Source organism: Trinickia camelliae, assembly GCF_053525655.1.
This window is the reverse complement of the sequence record NZ_JBCHAA010000015.1, coordinates 107,118-130,418: the sequence shown is the minus strand read 5'-3', so window position 1 is coordinate 130,418 and position 23,301 is coordinate 107,118. Positions and strand designations below refer to the sequence as shown.

19 protein-coding genes and 1 pseudogene are annotated in these 23,301 nt (G+C 63.9%); 13 read left to right on the top strand and 7 right to left on the bottom strand.

The genetic code is table 11. The annotated features are described in order from the left end of the window. Window positions 1-75 precede the first annotated feature (75 nt). Entirely contained in the window at window positions 76-1,593 is a 1,518-nt protein-coding gene (locus AAHK20_RS23735; RefSeq protein WP_449183946.1) for an efflux transporter outer membrane subunit, read from the bottom strand. Window positions 1,594-1,692: 99 nt separating this feature from the next. Between AAHK20_RS23735 and AAHK20_RS23730 the strand changes: the two are divergent. Both AAHK20_RS23730 and AAHK20_RS23725 read left to right on the top strand, forming a co-directional pair. After that, window positions 1,693-1,995, top strand: a pseudogene (locus AAHK20_RS23730) (ArsR/SmtB family transcription factor); the annotation flags it as partial. Between the two features lie 6 nt (window positions 1,996-2,001). After that, window positions 2,002-2,502 (top strand): SRPBCC family protein, encoded by a 501-nt coding sequence (locus tag AAHK20_RS23725; RefSeq protein ID WP_449184039.1) that lies wholly within the window; start codon window positions 2,002-2,004, stop codon window positions 2,500-2,502. A gap of 10 nt (window positions 2,503-2,512) precedes the next feature. Here AAHK20_RS23725 and AAHK20_RS23720 read toward each other — a convergent pair whose 3' ends face one another. Further along, window positions 2,513-3,154 (bottom strand): HAD-IA family hydrolase, encoded by a 642-nt coding sequence (locus tag AAHK20_RS23720; protein WP_449183945.1) that lies wholly within the window; start codon window positions 3,152-3,154, stop codon window positions 2,513-2,515. Between the two features lie 176 nt (window positions 3,155-3,330). On the opposite strand from AAHK20_RS23720, the gene AAHK20_RS23715 reads away from it, so the two are divergent. Continuing rightward, window positions 3,331-3,474 carry a hypothetical protein gene (locus AAHK20_RS23715; protein WP_449183944.1) on the top strand — a complete coding sequence of 48 codons (144 nt, stop codon included), beginning with the start codon at window positions 3,331-3,333 and terminating at the stop codon, window positions 3,472-3,474. A gap of 43 nt (window positions 3,475-3,517) precedes the next feature. Here the strand turns inward: AAHK20_RS23715 and AAHK20_RS23710 are convergent, their stop codons facing one another. The 3 genes from AAHK20_RS23710 to AAHK20_RS23700 all read right to left on the bottom strand — a co-directional run bounded on the left by AAHK20_RS23710 (window position 3,518) and on the right by AAHK20_RS23700 (window position 9,493). Further along, a complete protein-coding gene (locus AAHK20_RS23710) occupies window positions 3,518-4,075 on the bottom strand; it encodes a universal stress protein (protein WP_449183943.1) in 558 nt (185 codons plus the stop codon). A gap of 96 nt (window positions 4,076-4,171) precedes the next feature. After that, window positions 4,172-5,695 (bottom strand): alkaline phosphatase family protein, encoded by a 1,524-nt coding sequence (locus AAHK20_RS23705; protein WP_449183942.1) that lies wholly within the window; start codon window positions 5,693-5,695, stop codon window positions 4,172-4,174. A gap of 186 nt (window positions 5,696-5,881) precedes the next feature. Beyond that, window positions 5,882-9,493 (bottom strand): indolepyruvate ferredoxin oxidoreductase family protein, encoded by a 3,612-nt coding sequence (locus AAHK20_RS23700; protein WP_449183941.1) that lies wholly within the window; start codon window positions 9,491-9,493, stop codon window positions 5,882-5,884. A 99-nt stretch (window positions 9,494-9,592) separates the two neighbouring features. Between AAHK20_RS23700 and AAHK20_RS23695 the strand changes: the two genes are divergently transcribed. The 10 genes from AAHK20_RS23695 to AAHK20_RS23650 all read left to right on the top strand — a co-directional run bounded on the left by AAHK20_RS23695 (window position 9,593) and on the right by AAHK20_RS23650 (window position 21,573). Further along, window positions 9,593-10,498 (top strand): LysR family transcriptional regulator, encoded by a 906-nt coding sequence (locus AAHK20_RS23695; RefSeq protein WP_449183940.1) that lies wholly within the window; start codon window positions 9,593-9,595, stop codon window positions 10,496-10,498. A gap of 1 nt (window position 10,499) precedes the next feature. Next, window positions 10,500-11,375, top strand: coding sequence for a LysR family transcriptional regulator (locus AAHK20_RS23690; RefSeq protein ID WP_449183939.1), 876 nt, complete (start codon window positions 10,500-10,502; stop codon window positions 11,373-11,375). Between the two features lie 151 nt (window positions 11,376-11,526). Continuing rightward, window positions 11,527-12,417 (top strand): MBL fold metallo-hydrolase, encoded by an 891-nt coding sequence (locus AAHK20_RS23685; protein ID WP_449183938.1) that lies wholly within the window; start codon window positions 11,527-11,529, stop codon window positions 12,415-12,417. Window positions 12,418-12,577: 160 nt separating this feature from the next. After that, on the top strand, window positions 12,578-13,735 hold the full coding sequence (locus AAHK20_RS23680; protein ID WP_449183937.1) for a patatin-like phospholipase family protein: 1,158 nt from the start codon (window positions 12,578-12,580) through the stop codon (window positions 13,733-13,735). 138 nt (window positions 13,736-13,873) lie between these two features. After that, the gene (locus AAHK20_RS23675; protein WP_449183936.1) at window positions 13,874-15,004 is read left to right on the top strand and encodes a substrate-binding domain-containing protein; all 1,131 of its coding nucleotides are present in this window, start codon (window positions 13,874-13,876) and stop codon (window positions 15,002-15,004) included. A 59-nt stretch (window positions 15,005-15,063) separates the two neighbouring features. Then, on the top strand, window positions 15,064-16,611 hold the full coding sequence (locus AAHK20_RS23670) for a sugar ABC transporter ATP-binding protein (protein WP_449183935.1): 1,548 nt from the start codon (window positions 15,064-15,066) through the stop codon (window positions 16,609-16,611). Between the two features lie 39 nt (window positions 16,612-16,650). Next, window positions 16,651-17,646 (top strand): ABC transporter permease, encoded by a 996-nt coding sequence (locus AAHK20_RS23665; RefSeq protein ID WP_449183934.1) that lies wholly within the window; start codon window positions 16,651-16,653, stop codon window positions 17,644-17,646. Between the two features lie 8 nt (window positions 17,647-17,654). Next, window positions 17,655-18,647, top strand: coding sequence for an ABC transporter permease (locus AAHK20_RS23660; protein ID WP_449183933.1), 993 nt, complete (start codon window positions 17,655-17,657; stop codon window positions 18,645-18,647). 37 nt (window positions 18,648-18,684) lie between these two features. Further along, window positions 18,685-20,319, top strand: a complete 1,635-nt coding sequence (locus tag AAHK20_RS23655) for an FGGY-family carbohydrate kinase (protein ID WP_449183932.1) — start codon at window positions 18,685-18,687, stop codon at window positions 20,317-20,319. A gap of 108 nt (window positions 20,320-20,427) precedes the next feature. Beyond that, on the top strand, window positions 20,428-21,573 hold the full coding sequence (locus AAHK20_RS23650; protein ID WP_449183931.1) for a hypothetical protein: 1,146 nt from the start codon (window positions 20,428-20,430) through the stop codon (window positions 21,571-21,573). Window positions 21,574-21,597: 24 nt separating this feature from the next. Here AAHK20_RS23650 and AAHK20_RS23645 read toward each other — a convergent pair whose 3' ends face one another. Next, on the bottom strand, window positions 21,598-21,918 hold the full coding sequence (locus AAHK20_RS23645) for an AtuA-related protein (protein WP_449183930.1): 321 nt from the start codon (window positions 21,916-21,918) through the stop codon (window positions 21,598-21,600). A 1-nt stretch (window position 21,919) separates the two neighbouring features. Further along, window positions 21,920-23,290 carry an acyclic terpene utilization AtuA family protein gene (locus AAHK20_RS23640; RefSeq protein ID WP_449183929.1) on the bottom strand — a complete coding sequence of 457 codons (1,371 nt, stop codon included), beginning with the start codon at window positions 23,288-23,290 and terminating at the stop codon, window positions 21,920-21,922. Window positions 23,291-23,301: the final 11 nt, after the last annotated feature.

Below are 23,301 nucleotides of genomic sequence, written 5' to 3'. Positions count from 1 at the left end.
CGTGGGTGCTTATTCCTTATTCGTGAAGCAGGTGGTACTGGTGATGCGACAGACAACAACGTTGCCGGACCGCGGTCAATGCGGCGTTTCGGCGGCGGCTTCCGCAGGCGGCGCGTTCCACCAGCCGCCGCCGAGCGCCTGGAACAGCGCCGCGGTGTCCGCATAACGCGACGCCTGGGCCTGCGCGAGACTCACGACGGTTTGCTGGTACTGGCGCTGCGCATCGAGCAGCGCGAGATAGCTCACGCCGCCGACGCGATACTGGCCGCGCGTGAGCGTGAGCGAATCGCTGGCGGCGCGCCACGCTTCGGTCTGCGCCTTGAGACCGGTCGCGTCGTGATCGAGCGCGCGCAGCGAATCGGCGACGTTCTCAAACGCGAGCAGCACCGTCTCGCGATACTGCGCATTGGCTTGGTCAAATGCGTCGACGGCGGCGCGTTTCTGCGCGCGCAGTTGCCCGCCCTGGAAGAGCGGCTGCAGGAGGCCCGCGCCGAGGCTCCAGATCGTGTTCGCTTGCTGGAACGCGCCGGCAGGCGTGAGCGCCTCGGTGCCGTAGCTCGCGGACAGCGTGATCTGCGGATACATCGCGGCGGTCGCCACGCCGACCTGCGCGCTCGCCTGATGCAGCAACGCCTCGGACGCGAGGATGTCGGGCCGTTGCTTGACGAGCGACGACGGCAGCGTCACGGGCAGCGTCTGCGGCAGCGTGAACATCTCGAGCCGGAATTCGGGCAGCGCGGGGTCGCTCGGCAGCATGCCGGCCAACACCGCGAGCTGATGACGCGTTTGATCGAGCGATTGAGCAAGCGGCGGCAGCGTCGCGCGCGTTTGCGCAAGCAGCGTCTGCTGCGCAAGCACGGGGGTCTTGGCCACGCCGCCGAGTTCGAACTGCTGGTTGAGCACTTGCAGTTGCTGGTCTTCGTCCGTGGCGATGCGCTCGGTGGCGTCGATCTGTGCGCGCAGCGACGCTTCCTTGACGGCCGCCGTGACGATGTTGGCCGTGAGGGCGAGATAGGCGCCCTGCAATTGATAGCGCTGGTAGTCGATCTGCGCGGCGAGCCCTTCGAGCTGGCGGCGCGCGCCGCCGAACACGTCGAGCTTGTACGAGACGTTCACCGACGCGTTGTAGAGATTCAAGTAGTCGACGACACCCGGCTCGCCGAACGTGACGCCGTTGAATTTTTCGCGTTGCGCGCCGAGCTGTGCATTGACGCTTGGCAAGAGCGAGCCGCCGAATTGCGCGCGGTAGTTTTCGTGGGCTTGCCGCAAGACGGCTTGCGCCGAGGCGATGTTCGGACTGTTCGTGAGCGCCTGGCGGATCAGCGTATCGAGCGGCTCGCAATGAAAGAGGGTCCACCACTCGGCGGGAATGTCCTGGCCGGGCGCGAAGCGCTGCGGCACGCCCGCGGCGCCGGGCGCGGAGGCCGTCTGCTCGGGCAGCGGCGCGACCGTGTAGTGGTCCGTTGGCGGTGCAGCCGGTGATCGATAGTCGGGGCCGACCATGCAGCTGGTGAGCGCAACGCAGCACACGCCGGCGCAGCACAGCGCGGCGCCATGGCGGGCAATCCAGCGGGTACGCGGAGTAGGAGCCATCGTCGATCCAGCCTTTTGGGGATGATCGGGCACGCGCTAAATCATATCTCCGAAGAAAGACTTTGACACGTGACCATATGGTCACCTATCATCGATCGCATGGACGACGTATTCCGAGCACTCGCGGACCCGACGCGCAGAAGCCTGCTCGACGAGCTATTCAAGCAAGACGGGCAGACGCTGAGCGCGCTGGAGGCCCGCGTGCCGATGACGCGCTTCGGCGTGATGAAGCACCTGAAGGTGCTCGAAGAGGCGCACCTCGTGGTGACGCGCAAGCACGGGCGCGAAAAGCTGCATTTCCTGAACGCCGTCCCGATCAGGCTCATTCACGACCGGTGGGTGAGCAAATTCGCCGAGCCTTGGGTCGCCGCGCTGAGCGACCTCAAGCACGATCTGGAGGAAAGGAAGATGGAGAAGGTCTACGAGATTTACATCAAGACGACGCCGGAACGCCTGTGGGAAGCCATCACCAACACCGAGATGCGGGCCAAGTACACGTTCGGGGTGCGCGTCGTGTCGGAGTTCGCGCCGGGCTCCAGCTATGTCGGGCTCGCGCATGCACCGGGCGCGCCGGGTGCGCAGGGTCAAGCCGGCGAGCTGACCATCGTCGAAGGCGAGAATCTGGAAGTCGATCCGCCGCGCCGGCTCGTGCAGAGCTTCCGCGCGCTATGGAGCGATGACGTGAAGAGCGAAGGCACTTCGCGCGTGACGTGGGAGATCGAGCCGGTCGGAGATTCGTGCAAGCTCACGGTCATTCACGATCAACTGCGCGAAGGCGCGAACGCCGAGCTTTATGGCGGCTGGCCGATGGTGCTGTCGGGTCTCAAGACGCTGCTCGAAACCGGCGAGCTGTTGACGACGCCCGGGTCGCTGCGTTATGTGTCCGGCGACGCGTCGTCGTGTCATTAGCCGTTAGTCATTAGCCGTTAGCGGTGGCGGGCCTTAAACGCAGCAGGTCGGCGGGCGTGCGGAATACCTCGGTCGGTTGATGACGCAACAGCGCATCCAGCGCCGTGTATCCCCACGCCACCGCGCCGAACTGAATACCGGCACGCTGAGCCGCTTCGGCGTCGCGGATTTCGTCGCCGATATAAATGGTCTCGGCCTTGTCCGCCTTGGTCGCGTGCAGGATTTGGCGCAAGCGGTATGGCTTGCCGAATAGCGGCGAGCCGCATTCGATCGCGGCGAGCTGATCGATCAGCGATGCGCCCACGACGGCGCTGACGTTGTCGATCGTGTTCGAGGTCGCGACGGCCAGCGAGATTTGTTGATCCGCCATCGCGTGCAGCGTTTCCACGATGTCCGGAAACGGCCGCACTTCGTGGATTCTTTCGCGCATGATCGCCCTGAAGTCCGATATCACGGCGGGCACGCGCCAAATCGGCAGCTCGAGCTCGCGGAGGATATCGGCGGCGCCCATCTGGCGCAGCGTGTGCTCCTCGTCTTTAGCGATTTGCCGGAACTGATGCCTTGCGGCGAGGGTGTTGATCGAGTCGACGAAGACCGGATAGGTGTCGGCGAGCGTGCCGTCGAAATCGAAGATGGCGAGTTTGACTGTCATGGGTTTCCCGAGCGATGCGCGATTATGCAGGCATTCCGACTGCTCAGTCGAATCGATCGACACGGCGGAAATTGCCAGTGGGGCGGCACACATAGACAAGGGCGATACACAGCGGCGCTCGTTAAGCTGAAATATCTGGGGACACTACCAAAAACGCTGAGGCTCTTGCGATGTCAATGGCCGCATTCTCATTCTGGTTATCGGCCGTGATGGCCGGCGCAGGAATCGGCACGTCGAATCTGTTCGGCACGCTGTTCGATTGGTCGGCGGTGCTCCTCTTGCTCCTGACGTTCTTTTTCGAACGGGTCACTAACGAGTGATTGATCTAGAGCCTCGGTTTGGCCGCGATGAAGCGGATAAAGGTCAGAGGATAGGGACGACCGGAATCCCGCGATGCCGTGGCGTGGGCAAATCCTGTTCCGTTGCAATCAGAAGCTCGCTTTGAGCGTGGCGCCGTATCCCTTTGACCACCGATTCCTCAAAGAACCACCAACGCGATGACTTGCCGGCGCCGACCACGATCAGGTCTGCGCCGAGAGCGCTCGCGGCCTTGGCGACCGCTTGAGCGACGGTCATGCCTTGCGGCGGGAGCGCCATCGCTTGCATCGTTGCATCGATGCCGGCGCGGCTTAGTCGTTCTTCGCAATGGGCTACGACAGTTTGCGAATGATCGACGACGGCCGCGAGCGTCTGCCCAAGATCGTGGTGTGCCGCGGCAACGGCCCACCATGGCATGTCATCGACGACGTGCAGCGCCGTGAGACGCGCGCCGTGCGCCTTGGCCCTGGCGATGCCGGCCTGAAGCGCGGTCTCGCTAAGACTCGTGCCGACTGCGACGAGAATGTGCTTGTACATATCGAACGTCTCCGTGATGGGTTTGAGTTTCGGCGGCGTCTCGTGCATGAGGGCGCGCGCTGACACGGAGGCATCATCGGCGGCGAGAATTAGGCTTGAATGAGGGCGCGGAATCGGAGGTGTCCGGTATCACCGGCTTCCTCCATTTGATCGATGGCCCCGTCATTCCGGTGGCAACCGATCCAATCCGCGCGACCGCCGCAGTTGATCGAACGCGTTTTCAGTGAGCGTTTCGCGCGCACTCTTGGCCGCGAAGAAGCCCTTGCTGAGCCAATGCCCGACTATCACCAGCGCGTAGCCCAGGGCGCCTGTCATTCGCGTCCACACGGAGTTCCGTCGAGCCAGCGCGGCGACGGAACTCACCGCATCGGTCGTGGCGTTGTCGAGCTCGACGAACAAGAAATCGGCAAACCAATGGAGCCCTCGCTCGTGGGGATTCGACGTTCTGCGTTCGAGTTCCGGAAACTCCGGTATCAGCGATTGATTGCTGACACGGATGAAGGGCGGCGTGCCGGTCCGGGCCGCGCCGCCGCTGGAGATGGCGACGCCAATGCTGTTGGCGTGGTCCGTTCTTGCGCCAAGCGACCCAAGCTCCCACTTGTCCTGCAGGTATTTCAGCAAGCTGCAATGGTCGAATCTTTGGTGGCAGGGATGGGGCGCGCACCACGGGGTCACCAGAATCGCCGGCACGCGCACGCCGAGTTGCGTGAAGCTGAACGCGCCCGTGTGCGTATCGGGAGGCGTGGCATCCGTCGGCGGGACGACATGGTCGAAGAAGCCGCCATGCTCGTCGTACAGCACGACGAGCAACGTCGTTTCCCAAAGCTTCGGGTTGGAACGGATCGCATTGTAGGTATCGGCGATCAGCTTCTCCGCCTTCATGATGTTGTGCGGCGGGTGGTCGTCGTTTTGCGCCTGGCCGAAATACTTGGGCTCGATGAGGACAAACTCGGGAAAGGTGCTTTCGTCGGCTGTGGCGTCGTCGAAGAATGAATCGAATGAATGGTAATTCGCGAGGTTTTCGCGTTCCCTTTGATTCACGAGCAGCAAAGACGCGGGGAAATCGTAGAAATACACTCTCCAGCTTTTTTGTTTTTCATTGAGCCGATCGAAGATCGTCTTCTGCGTTTGCTCGGTGTACCACTTGGGTTCGAGCGCATTGATTCCCGCCGGCATCGCGACTTCGCCCATCGATGTGCCCGATAGCGCGAAAAAGCGGTTGGGCCAGGTCGGGCCCGGCAGCGAAGAAAACCATCGATCGCAAATCGTGAATTGGCGGCCCAAGGTGTGCAGCGCGGGCAGGAAATCGAGCGGGTAATACCCCATGATGTCCTGGCGCTGGGCCTGGCTGCTGCGTGGATAGTGGCGCGTGAAATTGCGCACGAATCCGCTGTTGTTGCCTGCGAGCTGTTCGAGCACGTCCGGATGTTCGTGCAACGGGTCCAGCTTCATTTGACGCTCTTGCGTCGGTTCGAGACGAAAGGATTTGCCGTGGCCGTCGTCGTTGAGGGTCGCGCGCCCGTTCTTGATGCCGTCGAGATCCTCATGCACGGCGTCGAGCGATCCGAGCATTTGATCGAACGAGTGGTTCTCCATCAAGAGCAATACGACGTGCTTGATAGGATCGGTTTTCGTATTGTTTGCTGCGTTGTCGCCGTTTTTCACGTCATCTCGCACGTCACTCATCTCATCTCCTTCTCGGGAATTTTGGAGAAAAGCATCGACTGCACTGCGCGTTTATCGATCAAACGTCTGAATATTAGCCGTCAATCAGTGCGAGCGGGAGAGTGGGGACGTGGAAATGACAATGCGGCCGCTGCGCCATTCGATGGCGTAGCGGCCGCATTCTATTGCGTTGCTTATTGACGTTACTTAAGCGGCAGCGTCCAGCTTGCGTGCCTGACGGTACTCGTTCATCAACCGCTTATGATCGAGCGCTGCCTTCTGCACCGCGCGCTCTTTCACATGACCGTAGCCGCGAATATCGTCGGGCAGGTTCGCCAGCTTGAGCGCGGCGTCGAGCTTGGCCTGATCCAGCGAGGCGCAGAATTCGTCGACCATCGCGATGTAGTCTTCGATCATCGCGCGCTCGTTGCGGCGCTCTTCGGTCTTGCCGAAGAAGTCGAACGCCGTGCCGCGCAAGCCCTTCAACTTCGCGAGCATGCGGAATGCCGGCAGCATCCATGCCCCGTAGCGCTGCTTCACGAGATGCCCGTGCTCGTCGCGCTTCGCGAAAAGCGGCGGTGCGAGATAGAAGGAGAGCGTGTAGTCCTTGCCGGGCTCGCCTTCGAATTGCGCGCGCAGCTTGTCGAGGTAGGCAGGATCGGCATAGAGGCGCGCGACTTCGTATTCGTCCTTGTACGCCATCAGCTTCGCGAGATTGCGTGCGACAGCTTGCGTGAGCGGCAGAGAAGGGCGCTTTGCGTCCGATCGATCGCCGCCGGCAAGCTGCGTTTCCTTGGCTTGGATGCGATCGATCACGCTGCGATAGCGCGCCGCGTAAGCCGCGTTCTGATATCCGGTCAGCAGTTGTTCGCGTTCGGCGACGAGCTGATCGAGCGATTCAACGGGCTTGAACGCGATCACCTGTTGCGTCGCTTTACGCGGCGCGAACGCTTCGATGGCTTCGGCGCCATGCTGCGCGACGTAACGGCCCCAATCGAACGCAAGACGGTTCTTCTCGATCGACACGCCGTTCAATTCGATCGCTCGCATGAAGCTCGCGAGTTCGAGCGGCAGCCAGCCCTTTTGCCACGCGAAGCCGAGCAGCAGCGGATTGGCGTAGATCGTGTCGCCGAGCAGCGTCAGCGCGAGCGCGTTCGCATCGATGAAGGTGCAGCCCTCGCCAATGCCCGTGCGCAGATCCTGTTCGGTCTGCGCGCCCGGGAACGTCCACTTCGCGTTGCGCACGAAGTCGGCGGTCGGCGTGGCGCCGCTGTTGATCGCGGCGTTCGTCACGCCGAACTGCGTGCGCGACAGCACGTCGAGCGATGCCGACACGATCGCGTCGCAGCCGATCACGAGACGCGCTTCGCCGGTGGCGATCCGCGTCGCGTGCAGCGCGTCCGGGGAGGCGGCGACTTGCACGTGGCTCAGCACGGCACCGCCTTTTTGCGCGAGGCCGGCCATGTCGAGCACGGTCACGCCTTTCTTCTCCAGATGCGCGGCCATGCCGATCAAGCCGCCGATCGTCACGACACCCGTGCCGCCGACGCCCGTCACGAGAATCCCGTACGGTTTCGCCAGCGCGGGCAGGGTGGGTTTCGGAAGCGTTGCGAAGTCGGGCAGCACGGCTTTGTCGCCGATCGCAGCTTGGGGCTTGCGAACCTGCGCGCCTTCCGCGGTCACGAAACTCGGGCAAAAGCCCTTCACGCACGAGAAGTCCTTGTTGCACGACGATTGGTTGATCTTGCGCTTCGCGCCAAGCGGCGTCTCGAGCGGCTCGACCGACAAGCAATTCGATTGCACCGAGCAATCGCCGCAGCCTTCGCAGACAGCGTCGTTGATGAACGCGCGCTTGGCCGGGTCCGGGTACGTGCCGCGCTTGCGGCGGCGGCGCTTTTCGGTCGCGCAGGTCTGGTCGTAGATCAGCACGGTGGTGCCCGCGATCTCGCGCAGCTCGCGCTGCATCGCGTCGAGCCGGTCGCGGTGGTGGACGGTCACGCCGCTGGGCAGCGCGACAGTCGCGTCGTATTTCTCGGGCTGATCCGTCACGATGACGATCTTCTTCGCGCCTTCTGCAAAGACTTGATGCGCGATCTGAGGCACGGTCAAGATGCCGTCGACAGGCTGACCGCCCGTCATCGCCACGGCATCGTTATACAAAATCTTGTAGGTGATGTTCGCGTTCGCGGCAATCGATGCGCGGATCGCGAGCAGACCCGAGTGGAAGTAGGTGCCGTCGCCGAGATTCGCGAACACGTGCTTGTCGCCCGCGAAATGCATCTGGCCGAGCCACGCGACGCCTTCGCCGCCCATCTGGCTGAACGTCTCGGTCTTGCGGTCCATCCAGATCGTCATGTAATGGCAGCCGATGCCCGCCAGCGCGCGCGAGCCTTCGGGCACGTTCGTCGACGTGTTGTGCGGACAGCCCGAGCAGAACCAGGGCTTCCGTTCGACCGTCACGCGCGGCTTGGCCGCTTCGCGTTCTTTCGCTTCGATGATCGCGACGCGCGCGACGATGCGCGCACGCACGTCATCGGGCAGATCGGCTTTGGCGAGCCGGCGCGCGATCGCCTTCGCGATCAGCGCGGGCGACAGCTCATAGTGCGCGGGCAGCAGCCAGTCGCCGCGCGGCACCGACCATTCGCCGCCTTCGTTGTCGCGCTCGTCGAACTTGCCGTAGATCTTCGGGCGTACGTCCTCGCGCCAGTTGTACAGCTCTTCCTTCAGCGCATATTCGAGGATCTGGCGCTTCTCTTCGACGACGAGAATCTCTTCGAGACCGGTCGCGAACGCGCGCGCGTCCTGCGCGTCGAGCGGCCATACGCAGCCCACTTTCAGCACGCGCAAGCCGATGCGCGAGCAGGTATCGTCGTCGAGGCCGAGGTCGACGAGCGCCTGACGCACGTCGAGATACGCCTTGCCCGCCGTCATGATGCCGAAGCGCGGCGTCGGCGAATCGAGCACGATCCGGTTCAGCTTGTTGGCGCGCACGTAGGCGAGCGCGGCATACCACTTGTGATCGAGCAGACGCGCTTCCTGCGCGAGCGGCGCATCGGGCCAGCGAATGTTCAGGCCGCCTGCGGGCATTTGATAATCGGTCGGTGTGACGATTTGCACGCGGTCGGGATCGAGGTCGATCGAGGCGGTCGACTCGACCACGTCGGTCACGCACTTCATCGCGACCCAGAGGCCCGAGTAGCGGCTCATCGCCCAGCCGTGCAAACCGAAGTCGAGGTACTCCTGCACGTTCGACGGATACAGCACGGGAATGCCGGCCGCGATGAACGCATGCTCGGACTGATGCGCGACCGTCGACGACTTCGAGGCGTGGTCGTCGCCCGCGAGCACGAGCACGCCACCTTTCGGATCGGTGCCCGCGGAATTCGCGTGCTTGAAGACGTCGCCGGTGCGGTCGACGCCGGGACCCTTGCCATACCACATGCCGAAGACGCCATCACGCTGCGCGTTCGGCCACAGATTGAGCTGCTGCGACCCCCAGACCGCGGTGGCGGCCAGATCTTCGTTGATGCCGGGCTGGAACACCACGTCGTTCGCGTGCAGATGCTTCTTCGCTTTCCACAGCGCCTGATCGACGCCGCCGAGCGGCGAGCCGCGATAGCCCGAGATGAAGCCGGCCGTATTCAATCCCGCGCGGCGATCGCGCTCCTTTTGCAGCATCGGCAGACGGACGAGCGCTTGCGTGCCGCTGATATAGACGCGGCCTTTTTCGAGCGTGTACTTGTCGTCGAGCGTGACTTCGGGAAGGGTAGCGGATGACGCGAGCGCGTCGCGCTGTTCGGGGGATAGGGGCGCATTCATGCCTGATGTCTCCGGTCAAGGCAATATTGGGACGGAGTATAGGAAGCCGGCTACCTATCGTAAAATCACAAATAAATAACTCGGGTATCTGAAAAACGCATGGCTAAGGACGTCACGCTGCGCCAGCTGCGCTACTTCGTTGCCGCCGCCCAGACGGGGCAGTTCTCGATGGCCGCCACCGACGAGCACGTATCGCAATCGGCGATCACGAATGCGGTTCTGGCCCTCGAAAGCGCGCTCGGCACGCGCCTGTTCGAGCGCTTGCCGCAGGGCGTCGAGCTCACGCCCGACGGCCAGGATTTCTATCACCACGCGCGGCACGTGCTCGATTCGGTGCGTGATGCGATGCACAAACCGCGCTTTCGCTCGCACGACTTGCACGGCACCGTGCGGATCGCGGCGTCGTACGTGATGCTCGGGTATTTTCTGCCGGAGCTGTTTGCGCGTTTTCGGGCGAGCTATCCGGATGTCGAAATCGATCTGCGCGACGTCGATCGGCCTGCAATTGAAGAGGCGGTGCTCAACGACGAGGTCGATCTGGGCGTCACGATTTTGTCGAACGTCGAGCGCATTTCGCGTTTCGGTCACCAGGTGCTGATGCGCTCGCGGCGTCAGCTATGGGTGGCGCCGACGCATCCGCTCGCGCAATTGCGCACGCCGTCGCTCAAGGACATCGCGCAGCACCCCTATATCCTGCTGACCGTCGACGAAGGCGAGCAGTCGATGCTGCGCTACTGGGCCAAGAAGCGCATGACGCCGAACATCGCGTTTCGCACGAGTTCGATGGAGGCGTTGCGCGGGCTCGTGGCCTACGGGTTCGGGGTGACCGTGCTGTCGGATATGGTGTTTCGGCCTTGGTCGCTGGAAGGCAAGCGGATCGAAGCCAGGCCGGTGGTCGATGCGATTCCGCAGATGGATGCGGGGATGCTGTGGAGGAAGGACGCGCAGATGAGCGCGCCCGCGCAGGCGATGCAGCAGTTCTTGATTCATGCGTGCGGGAGCTGAGATGGAGCTCCGGCATCTTCGCTATTTCGTCGCCGTCGCCGAATTGCGCAGCGTACGCGCGGCGTCCGAACAATTGCACGTGACCCAGCCCGCGATATCGCGGCAAATCCAGGACCTCGAGGACACGATTGGCGCGGCGCTGTTCGAACGCACGCCGCGCGGTCTCAAGCTGACCGATGCGGGCGTAGCCTACTTGGCCGAGGCGCGTGAGATTCTCGAGCGCGTCGATGCCGCGAATCGACTTGCGCGTCGTATCGCGTCCGGCGTGCAGGGGCATCTGCGCATCGGTTTCGTGGAAAACGCGGCGTGGAGCGGCATCGTCTCCGGCGCATTGAGCGCGTTCGAACAGGCCGTGCCGCAGGTGTCGCTCGAACTCCAGCCGATGAATACGCCGGAGCAACTCGAGGCGATTGCGGCGGGGCAGCTCGACGGCGGCTTTTGTTATCGCTTTGGCAGGTCGCCCGAAGGGATCGCGAGCGTGCCGGTGCTCGAACAGAACATTGTGCTGGCCGTGCCGGAATCGTGGACGCTCGGCCAAGCGGGGGCCGTCGCCGCGAGTGAGCTGACGGGGGTGCCGTTTGTCGTGTTTCCGCGCCGCGTTTATCCGGCGTACTACGACCGGTTGCTGTCGGCGTGCGCCGAACGCGGGCTCACCCTCGATATCCGGCAGGAAGCCGCGACGGAAACGGCGATCCTCTCGCTCGTCTGCGCAGGGATGGGCGCCGCGATCGTGAATGCCGCGAATCGCGATCGTCCGCCGGCGCGGGTGCGGTTTGTCGAACTGCGGGATCTGTCGGTGCCGCTGCCGCTCGAATTCTGCTTCGCGGCTAACGGGACCAACGCCGCGCTCAGCAGGTTCGTCGAACACCTCGAATAGCCAGCGCACAAGCGTCGGAAGCGCGCGGCGAAATGCGATGCCTCCAAGGCATCGCCCGCCGCAGAAAACGGCATTAGCCAGGCATGTTGTGCTCGGCGATAGTCACGACAACGCTTCAGCGCGCCAATCCTTTCGACAAAAGCACATCGCCATGAAAGACATTCCCCTTACCTATCGTGTCGGCGCGGCCACCATTACGCGGGTCGACGAAACCACCTTCGCACTCGCGCCCGACAGATTATTCGCGGACTGGGACGACGCCGACGGCCGCGAGTTGGAAGAACACCTCGCGACGGCCAGCCTCGACCTCGTCAATCGGCGCGTACCGTTGCGAACGCACTTGTGGGTGGTCGAAGTCGACGGTCTGACGGTGGTCGTCGATACGGGGATCGGCAACGGGAAGACGCGACCGTTCAACTCGCTGTTCGACCGGCTCGACAACCCCGTGCTCGAGCGCCTCGAAGCGGCGGGCTTTCGGCGCGAGCAAGTGGACTATGTGCTGCTGACGCACTTGCATGTCGATCACGTCGGCTGGAACACGCATTGGCACGATGGCCGTTGGGCGCCTGTCTTTCCGAATGCCACGTATGTCTTCAGCCAGCGCGAGCGCGACTACTTTGCGACGCCGCAAGGAGAGGCACGGCGCATGGTGTTCGAGGACAGCGTCTTGCCCGTCATCGAAGCACAGCAGGCGCGTGCGGTGCCGGATGCGGGGGAGGAGATCGTCGACGGCATCCGTTTTCTGCCGACGCCGGGCCACAGCATTGGACATATGGCCATCGAAATTCGCTCGCAGGGAGAGACCGCATTGTTTTCGGGCGACGTGATGCATAGCCCGTTGCAGGTCTATCGTCCGCAGTGGAATTCGACCTTTTGCCTCGATCAAACGTTGGCGCGGGAATCGCGGCAATGGCTGCTCGAACACGCGGTGAACACGGGGGCGGCGGTCTTTGCCGCGCATTTTCCGGAGGCGTCGGCGGGTACGGTGCACGAGGGCGGAAAGGGCTTCGAATGGCGCTATGTGAAGAGCGGTCCAGGCTGAGATCCTTGCTCCCTGGAAGCGTCACTGCGAGGCCTTCAGAAACGGTGTCTATGATATTGTCGAGAGCCCGCCTCGGGTCATGAGGTTGCGGTCGGTCTGTACAGCTGAGTTCACATATGCACGAGCGGGTCTGATCAACTCTTCAAGCGGGCATGCAACGATGAACACAAGAATCGGCAAGCTACCCTCGCAAGTGAAAGAAAAACTAGCCAAGTTCGACCGCAGAGTGCTTGTGCTCCAGGGTGGCGGAGCATTGGGCGCTTATCAAGCCGGCGTATTCGAAGGCGCTGCGGCATTGGGCTTTGCGCCCGACTGGGTCGCCGGCATATCGATCGGGGCAATCAACGCGTCGCTGATTGCTGGCAACCCGCCGGAGCGCCGCGTCGAACGGTTGCGCGAGTTTTGGGAGCGCGCGTCGGCGCGCAGCGCATTCATGCCGCCCGCCGCGCTAGACCCCATGCGGCAATACTTCAACGCGCTCAGTGCGGCGTCGGCAGTCGCGCTCGGCGTGCCGGGCTTTTTCGTGCCGCGCGTCATGCCGCCCTTCATGGCGCACCCCGGCGACCCGTCATCACTGAGTTTCTACGACACGCAGCCGTTGAAATCGACGCTCGAGGAACTGGTCGACTTCGATCTCATCAACAGCAAGCGCGTGCGTCTTTCGCTGGGCACCGTCAATGTCCGGTCGGGGGCGTCGGTCTATTTCGACAATACGAAGACCAAGATCGGCCCCGAACACGTGATGGCCAGCGGTGCGCTGCCGCCCGGCTTTCCGCCTATCCACATCGACGGCGAGTGGTACTGGGACGGCGGGATTTCGTCCAATACGCCGCTTTGGTACGTCGTCGACGAAAACTACCGGCAGGGCGCGCTGGTCCTGCAAATCGATGTGTTCAGCGGCGCGGGTGAACTGCCGCAGAATATGCAGCAGGTGCAGGAGCGCATGAAAGACATCCAATATGCGAGCAAGTCGCGCTTCGGCTCGGCGCGCATCAAGGAGATCGAGGACATGCGCGGCTCGCTGCGCCGCGTGCTCGAGAAGCTCCCTGCGGAGCTTCGCTCCGATCCCGATGTGCAACGGCTTACCGAGGTCAGCACGCGAGGGGCGGTGGCGCTGGTCCACTTCACCAATCGCCACAATACGCACTCGTCCGACTTCAAGGATTACGAGTTCTCGCGGGCCACCATGACCGAGCTGTGGGAAGGGGGCCTTAGCGACGTGCGCGGCGCGATCGAGCGGGAGGAATGGCACAACGTCGTGGAACTCGCCGAGGGGATCCGAATCTTCGACTTTACCCCCGTGGGTCCAACGTATTAGGAGCGTGCGCGGAGCGCCGGCGAGAAGGGGCGTCCCACTTAGTGGTCGCGCCGTTGATAGTCCTTGACAGGCCAAATGCCGCTTACCAGACTTGATTTGGTCGGTCTGGTACACATTTTGTCGACGGGGGAGACATCGATGAAAAGTATGCGGAAAGCTCTGCAGTCCACCGTAGTCGCAACGCTGTTTGCGGTTGCACTCTCTACGCAAGCCATTGCGGCAGGCCCCAAAGTGCTGAGCGGTCCAGGTGCGGATGCGGCTTGTTTCAAGCCGGAATCCGCCAGCACGAGATTCTTCCAGTGGCCTGCAAAGCACGGTCCTTACCGGATCGCGCTGGTGAACGGATTCATCGCCAATGACTGGCGTGTCCAGATGATCCGGGTCGCCAAAGCCTACGTCGCTCAACCCGCGGTGAAGGCCGACATCAAGGAATTCAAAGTCGTCTCTGTCGGCCAGGACATCGCCGCGCAAATCGCCGCCGCCGACAATTTCATCGACCAGGGCTTCGACGCGATCATCATCGACGCCAACAACTCCGCAGCCTTCAAGGGCGTGGTGCACAAGGCGAATGAAAAGGGCGTGGTGGTCGTGTCATTCGACAACGTGATCGACAGCCCGGACCAGATCTCGGTCAACGTGAACCAGACCGGCCTCGGCGAGATGGCCGCCACCTTCCTGCTCAAGCAAGCCAAGAAGTCGGGCGACCTGACCTTCCTGCACGTGCGCGGGCCGTCCGGACAGCCGGTCGACCTCGCCCGCGACAAGGGCTTTCACGACGTGCTCAGCAAGTCGGGCCGCAATGTGAAGGTGGTCGACGTGATCGGCAACTGGGCGCCGGGCGATGCGCAGAAGGCCACTGCGGACGCGATCGCGGCAGGCGGCGTGTTCGACGGCATCTACGTTCAGGGCGGATCGCAGGGGACGGTTCAAGCGATGCTCGACGCCGGCAAGTTCAAGGCGCCGATCTCGGGCGAGACGGAGAACGCGTATCGCCAGCTCTGCGACAAGGCCGGCTTGACCTGCCAGTCCGGCGGCACCGGTCCGGCGCAGAGCGCGGTGGCCATCAAGACCGCGATCTCGGCGCTGCAGGGCAAAGTGATTCCGCAAAGCATCGCGCTACCCACCTCGGTCGACTACTCGCCGTTCACGGATGGCAAGAACGTGTTCCCCGACCTGCCGGGCAGCTTCTTTGCCGGCAACGACTTCCCGAGCTGCAATATCGGCTTCTCGGCCAACGAGATTGCGAAGCAGAGCGGCCAGAACAATTGATCGGATGCGCGGGGCGGGAAGAGCCGACGTCTTAACGAGCAGCAGGGAGAGCCTAGACGATGACCGAAGGGACGCCGGACCCGCTCCTGCGGGTGGAGGGGGTGTCGAAGCAATACGGCGGCGTTCGAGCATTGGAGGACGTGCAATTCGCCTGCCGCGCAGGCTCGATCCACGCGCTGCTGGGCGAGAACGGGGCGGGCAAGTCCACCTTCATCAAGATCCTTTCCGGCGTCGTGCAGCCTGACCGCGGCCGCATCTTTCTCGGCGGCGCGCCGGTCAGCTTCGCCACGCCCGGAGCGGCGGCCGATGCGGGGATCTCCTGCATCTTTCAGGAGCTGTCGCTGCTGCCCGATCTCACCGTGGCCGACAACATCGGCATCAGCCATCCGCCGCGCTGGTTCGGCATGATCGACCGCGCGGCGCAGCGGCGGCAGGCGCAGGAGATGCTGGCCCGGGTGGGCGGCGAGGACATCCATCCCGACGCGCCGGTGGGCGAGCTGCCGCTGTCGCGGCAGCAGATGGTGGAGATCGCCAAGGCCCTGGCGCGGCAACCGAGGGTGCTGATCCTCGACGAAGCGACCTCGGCCTTGACTTCGGCCGACGTCGCCAAGGTCTTCACGCTTCTGAAGCGTCTCCGGGCGGAAGGGCTGGCGATCATCTACATCTCTCACCGCATGCACGAGATCGCGGAGCTGGCCGACGATTGCACCGTATTCCGCAACGGCCGCTACATCGAGACTTTCACCGCTGGCACCCGCTCGGATGACGCCATCGTCGAAATGATGATCGGCCGGGAATACTCGAGCGCCTTCCCGCCGCTCGGCGGGACGAAGCGCGAGGGGAAACCGGCGCTCGCGGTCCGCCATCTTTCCTGGGCGGGAGAATTGAAGGATGTCTCGCTCGAGGTGCATCCGGGCGAAGTGGTCGGACTTGGCGGGCTCGATGGCCAGGGGCAGCGGCAGTTCCTGCTGGCGCTGTTCGGCGCGCTGATCGGCGTCGAGGGTGAGATCGAAGTGGCGGGTAAGCCCGTGAAGATCACGAGTCCCCGTCAGGCGAAGTCGCCCGCGCTCGGGCTGGCGCTGATTCCCGAGGACCGCAAGAACGAAGGGCTGATGCTGCCGATGACGGTGCGCGAGAATCTCTCTTTCGCCGCGCTCGATGCGGTGAGCCGGTTCGGCCGGATCGACCGCAAGGCCGAGCTTGCGCTGATCGATGCGCTGGTGCGCCAGCTGGCGATCAAGTCGGACGGGCTCGATGGTCCCGTGGCCGCGCTGTCGGGCGGCAACCAGCAGAAGGTGGTGATCGGCAAGTGGCTGATGACGAAGCCGCGCATCGTGCTGCTGAACGATCCGACGCGAGGGATCGACGTCGGCACCAAGCAGGAGATCTATCAGCTGCTGCGGCGGCTGGCGGAGCAGGGCACCGCAGTGCTCTTCTATTCGACGGACTACGACGAGCTGATCGGTTGCTGCGACCGCGTGGCCATCTTCTACGACGGCTCCGTCAGCCGGATGCTGCAGGGCGCCGAGCTGACCGAGCATAACCTGGTGGGCGCCGCGCTGAACCTGGCATCGTCCGCGAACCGGCCTGCTTCGAATGCCGCGTAAATGCCCGCGTAACCTGACCATCGCCAAACGAGGAAGACCATGACGGGCAGACCGCGCGGGGGCTATTGGCGCTACTGGTTCGCGGCGCAGCGCGGCGCGCTGATCGCCATCGCCATTTTCGTGGCGATGTTCGCCGTGTACGGCGCGGCCCAACCGATCGGGCTTTCCGCCGATGTCGTCAACACGGCGGCGAACAAGGGCGCGCTGCTCGCACTCGTGGCCATGGCGCAGACGTTGCCGGTGCTGACCGGAGGGCTCGACCTTTCGGTCGGCATGACCTTCATGCTGGCCAACTGTCTGGCATCGACCATCGTGATCGGCGGTCCGGCGACGACTGCGCTCGGCATCGTCGGCGTGCTGGCGGCGGGCCTGCTGTGCGGGCTGGTGAACGGGTTGATCGTCGTCTATGGCCGATTGCAGCCGCTGATCGCCACGCTTGCGACCAGCGCGATCTATTTCGGCATCGCCCTCGCGCTGCGTCCGCAGCCGGGCGGCGACATCAACGGCGATTTCGCCGATTTGATGACGCGCTCGACCTTTGGCGTGCCGTCCTCCGCGCTGCTGATTCTGGGCGCTGTCGTTTTCGTCTGGATCCCTTACCGGAACTCCACGCTGGGGCGGGCCGCCTATGCGGTGGGGTCGTCGGAACAGGCGGCCTATATGTCGGGTGTCCCGATCGCGCGGGCGAAGCTCTGCGCCTATACGCTCGCGGGGCTGTTCGCCGCGCTGGGCGGGCTGCTGCTGACCTGCATTACGTTTTCCGGCGAAGCGCGCGCCGCGCTCGGCGGCGACTACACGCTGAACTCGATCGCAGCGCTGGTGATCGGCGGCACTTCGCTCTTCGGGGGCGTCGGCGGCGTGGTCGGCTCGATCTTCGGGGCCTTCGTGATGCGGACGGTGGGCGATCTGCTCGTCGTGTTCAATATCAATCCGGTGCTGCAGCCGCTCTTCGTCGGGATCGTTCTGCTGTTCGCGGTCAGCCTCGGCTCGCTGCGCCTGCTGCGCGTTCGCAACAAGCTGGACCTCTTTCGCTAATGCTGCCCATGCCTCGCTCCCTGCCCAAGATCGACGCCGCGACGCTGATCGCCTTCGGCTGCATTCTGCTGCTGCTCTTGTTGGGCGCCGTGGCCAAGCCGGGCTTTCTATCCGTCGAGTACCTGGCCCAGCAGCTTCAAGTGGCCTCGTTCCTCGGCACGATCGCGACGGGCGAGATGATCGTGATCCTGATGGGGCAGATCGACTTGTCGATTCCGTGGACGATCGCCATCGGCGGCATGATGGCCACCGGCGCTTCGGGAATCCTCGGGCCCGCACTCGGCGGCCCGCTCGCCATCCCCTTCGGGATCTTCTGCGGTTTCCTGGTGGGGGTGGTGAACGGCCTGGGCGTGGCCTATCTGCGTGCGCCTTCGATGATCTTCACGCTGGGCATGAACGCCGTTGCCCAAGGGCTCATGGTCTATCACACCGGCGGCTTCGCGCCGCAGGATCGGGCCACGGAACTCATGGTCGCGGTCGCGAGCGGCCAGCTGATTCCCGGCGTTTCCAATCCCTTGCTCGTCTGGATCGCGCTCGGGGCCGGCACGGTCTACATGCTGACGCGCACCCGGCTCGGCCGCCAGATCTACGCGATCGGCAATCGGGAGCGGGCCGTGTTTCTATCCGGCGTAGACACCCGGCGTGTGACTCTGATCGCGTTTGCACTGTGCGGCGCTTGCGCGGCGGCTGGCGGCGTGATGCTGGCCGGTTGGGCGAATCGCTCCTATCAGGCGATGGGCGACCCCTATCTTTTACCCACCATCGCGGCGATCGTGCTGGGCGGCACCAATGTGCTCGGCGGCCGCGGCTCCTATCTCGGCACGATTGCCGGCGTGATTCTGATTACGCTGCTGCAATCGATCCTTTCCGTGCTGCAGCCGCAGGACTATTTCGCGGCAATCGGCATCAAGCTGCCTGCGGATGTCTTCCGCCAAGTGGTCTTCGGTCTGGTGATCATCGTGATGATGATGCTTTACGGGCGGGAGAAGGTGGTTCGGTAGCGGGCGCGGCTCATTTTCATCTGACAGGAAACATTCGATGACCTTAGACAATCCGACTGCCCGCGCGGCGCATGGCCCGCGCTACGTGATCGGGGTGGACGTGGGCACGGGCAGCGCCCGCGCCGGCATCTTCGATCCGGCGGGCGGCATGGTGGCATCGGCGAAGCACGACATCACCTTGTTTCGTTCGAGCGGCTCCATTGTCGAGCAGTCGAGCACCGAGATCTGGCGCGCCGTCTGCCGCGCCGTGCAGGACGCACTGGCGGCGGCCGCCATCGCGCCCGACGCGATCGCCGGCATCGGCTTCGACGCGACCTGCTCGCTGGTCGTGCTAGGCGAGGGCGGCCGGCCGTTGCCCGTGGGACCCACCGAAAACGCCGAGCGCGACATCATCGTGTGGATGGACCACCGCGCCGTCGATCAGGCGCAGCGCATCAATGACACCGGCCACGCCGTGCTCCGGTTCGTCGGCGGCACGATCTCGCCCGAAATGGAGACGCCGAAGCTGCTGTGGCTCCGCGAGCACCGTCCCGCTGTGTTCGAGGCGGCGTGGCAATTCTTCGATCTGACCGACTTCCTGACCTGGCGCGCGAGCGGCGATCTCGCGCGGTCCACGTGCACCGTCACCTGCAAGTGGACCTATCTCGCGCACGAACGGCGCTGGGACGAGAGCTATTTTCGGACCGTGGGACTCGGCGTCCTCGCCGACGAGGGGTTTGCGCGTATCGGGCAGCGCGTGGTCGAGCCCGGTACGCCGCTTGGGCGCGGGCTGACGCCGCAGGCCGCCGCGGACCTTGGCCTGCGCGCCGGCACGCCGGTGGCTGCGGGCGTGATCGACGCGCACGCCGGCGGCATCGGCACGGTGGGCGCCGACGGCGCGCCCGAGGCCTGTCTTGCTTACGTGTTCGGCACCTCGTCGTGCACGATGACGACCACGCGCGAGCGGGTCTTCGTGCCCGGCGTGTGGGGGCCGTATTTTTCGGCGATGGTGCCGCAGGCCTGGCTGAACGAAGGCGGGCAGTCCGTGGCCGGTGCGGCGATCGAGCGGCTCATCGCGATGCACCCGCTGGCTCGCGAGACGCAAGAACGCGCGGCGCAAGCAGGCCAGTCGCTGCCCGTGATGCTCGCGGGGCTGGCGGTGCAGGCGTCCGACGAGCTGTCGGGAGCGGTGAGGCTCGCCCAAGGTCTGCATGTGGTTCCGGAATTCCTCGGCAATCGCGCGCCGTTCGCCGATCCGCATGCGAGAGCGGTCATTGCGGGCCTCGGGATGGAAACAGATCTGGACAGCCTCGTGGCGCTCTACGTCGCTGGCATCTGCAGCATCGGCTACGGTCTGCGCCAGATCATCGAAGCCCAAGCTGCTGCAGGCGCGCCGATCGAGCGGGTGGTCATCAGCGGCGGCGCGGGGCGGCTGGATCTCGTGCGCCAGCTTCTGGCCGACGCGACTGGCAAGCCCGTGCTGGTGAGCGAGGCCGAGGAGCCCGTGCTGTTGGGCGCCGCGATGCTGAGCGCGGTAGCCGGCGGCCTGTTCGACGACGTGCGATCGGCCATGGCGCGGATGTCGCGGATCAGCAAGGTCCACGCGCCGGCCACGTCCGGGATTGCCGCCCTGCATGACGCGCGATTCGAGGCGTTCACGCAGTTGCAGAGCGTGGCGAGGGCCGTTCGATAAGGCGCCGCGTGTAGCTGAAAGGTCCGTTCGGCTATAGTCTCCGCTTCGCAGGGTGTCCCGCAGCAGTTGCCACAGTGTGCGCGCACCCTTCCTGACGGCGGAGAAGCGATGAATCCGATACATGCAAGCTCACCCAGCGCCAAAGCCGGCGCTGTGAATGATTCGACAGTTCAGACCGACCAGCAAACCGCGGCGGTGCCGCAAGCAAAGCGGCTGCAGAGTATTTTTTTGCACACTGGATGGAGAAGCGGGGGAACCTGGGTGTGGTCGCGATTCCGCGCACTGGAATCGGTGAGCGCCCTCTATGAACCGCTGGGTGAACTGCTCGGAGAGTTGAACGCAGCCCATATTCCCGACATTCGGCCCGCTTACATCTCGGGTCACCCGCCGATGCGTTCCCCCTACTACGAAGAGTACCGGCCATTCGTGCAGAAGACCGGGCGTGGTGTGAATGGATACCGAAAGAGTTTTGGGCTCGATCGTTTCGGTGACGCGCCAGGAGGCGACTTTTCGGCCTTGTGCTCGTATTTGAAAAGTCTCTGCGACTTCTCGACGGAGAACGGCAAGGTCCCTGTGCTCAAGTTCTGCCGCTCTCAAGGACGGACACCGTGGCTCAAGCGCGCGTTTCCCGGCGCCATGCACGTGGGTGTCCTGCGCAACCCCGCTTCGCAGTTTGCTTCGGGCTGGATGCTGAGGCAGGAGTGGCGCAATCCGTTTTTCGTCGCAGCACCGTTTCGCGTGCTGGGCCTTAACCAGAGCGAGCCGATCGTCAGGCAAGCGATCGCCATGTGCGGCGTGAAATTGCCCTCTGCTGAATCGGCCTCGGCGGAGGCGTACGCAGCCGCTTGCACTCAATACGCACAGACGGTTGACGGAATCGAAGCCTATCGGGCATTCGTCGCATTGTGGATGCTCTGCACCTGGAGGATGCTGAACGACGTGGATCTCCTGCTCGACGCGGATCGACTCGGGCAGTCGCGCGAGTATGCCGCCGGATTGCGTTCCGAGTTTCAAGCGGCCACCGGCGTGGCGCCAGACTTCAGTTCGGCGAGAGATCTGGTTAGCGAGGCGGCGCGCAATGCGCGACGGATGTCGAAAATTGACGGTCGCGAGCTGCGTTCCATCAATTTTTCGGCGCAGAAATTTCTGCTCGCGCAGATGGAAGCATCGGGCGCCCCGGAGAGCCCAATCGCCGAGATCGTTCGGCAGAAGCTCTCGCTTGCCGATGAAATATCCGAGCAGTGGCGATACTAAAACGTTCAAGCCGAACTAGCCCCGTCAGCCCGGCACGTTCGGTTCAGCGACCTCAATATCCAGCAAGACCGAACTAATCGATTTCCCATGTGCGTCGATGGCGAGCGAGCGGGTGACGCCGCCGCCCAGCGCATCGCCGAGTACGAAATTGAACGACGCCAGTCGCGGCAGTTCGAAGCGCACCACGTCGCCATGGACGATGTCCGCGAGCCAGGCCTTCACGCGTTCGGCGCTCAAGTGCGCGCGCAGATGTTCATAGTGATGCGGGTCGCGACAGATCACCGACACGTTCAACGTATTGCCCTTGTCGCCCGTGCGCGAATGCGCGAGTTCACGTAGCTTCATATCACGCCTCCACGAAAGTAAAGGCCGGCTTGGCTTCGGTTCGCGGCAGCAATACCGACTGCACCGCGAGCACTTCGCGCACCGACTTCGTGACACCGCCGCCGCCCGCCGGTCCGTTGGTATAGAGCGTTTCGACTTCGTTGCCGATGCGCAGCGCTTCTTCTGCCGTCGTCGTGCGGCCCGCCACGCGCACGCGCACTTCGTAGGGCTCGCTGCGCTGCGCGCCTGCCGTCTCCCCATAAAGCGAATCGACGCCGATCAGATCGAAGCGCAGTTCACTCGCGTCCACACCGGTCAATGCAAGCCGTTCGCGCACGATATCGAGCGCGAGGCGCGCTCTCGCGACCGCGCCCGGCCCGCCATATGAAATCTGCCCTTCACCGATGAAGCCGTCGACATACGCCACCGACACCTTCAGCGTCGGCGTGCGTTCAGTGCCGCGGCCGCCTGTTACGCGCACGCGGTCAGCGGCGTCTTCCATCACCTCGACCTGGGTGAAGTCAGCGACGACATCCGGCTGCAGATAACGGCTCGGATCATGAATCTCGTAGAGCAGCTGTTCCTTGCACGTTGCCGCGCTGACACGACCACCCGCATGCGGCACCTTCGTGATCGTGACCGAGCCGTCTTGCGCCACCTCGCCGATCGGAAAACCGAGGCGCGCGAGATTCGGCACGTCCTTGTAGCCGGGGTCCGCGAAGTAGCCGCCCGTGATCTGCCCTGCGCACTCCAGCAGATGCCCGACGACGGTCGCTTGCCCTAATGTCGCCCAATCGTCCATGCGCCAGCCGAACTCGTGAATCAGCGGCGCGGTGAACAGCGACGGATCGGCGACTCGGCCCGTGAGCACGATATCCGCGCCTGCATCGAGCGCCGCGACGATGGGCGTGGCGCCCAGGTACGCGTTTGCCGACACGATGTGCTCGCGGTAGGCGGCAACCGCGTCGCCGGATTCCTCGAAACGGAATTCGCCTTGCAGCACGACATCGAGCACATCGTCGCCGCTCACGGCCGCGATCTTCAAACCGTTCAGGCCGAGCGCGCGCGCGATCTGTGCGGTTTTTTGCGCTGCGGCATACGGGTTGGCCGCGCCCATGTTCGAGATGATCCGCACGCCGTTGCGCACGGCAACGGGCAGCACCGCGCGCATGCGCGCTTCAAGGAGCGGATCGTAGCCGAGCTGCGGGTCTTTGCGCTTCGCTTGCTGCGCGATCGCAATGGTCCGTTCAGCGAGACATTCGAACACGAGATAGTCGAGCTTGCCGTGCTCCGCGAGTTCGACCGCGGGCTCGATACGGTCGCCCGAATAGCCCGCGCCGGCGCCGATTCTAACGAGCCGTCGTTTAAGTGCGTCGCTTGGATTTGCTGTCATTGCCACACCAC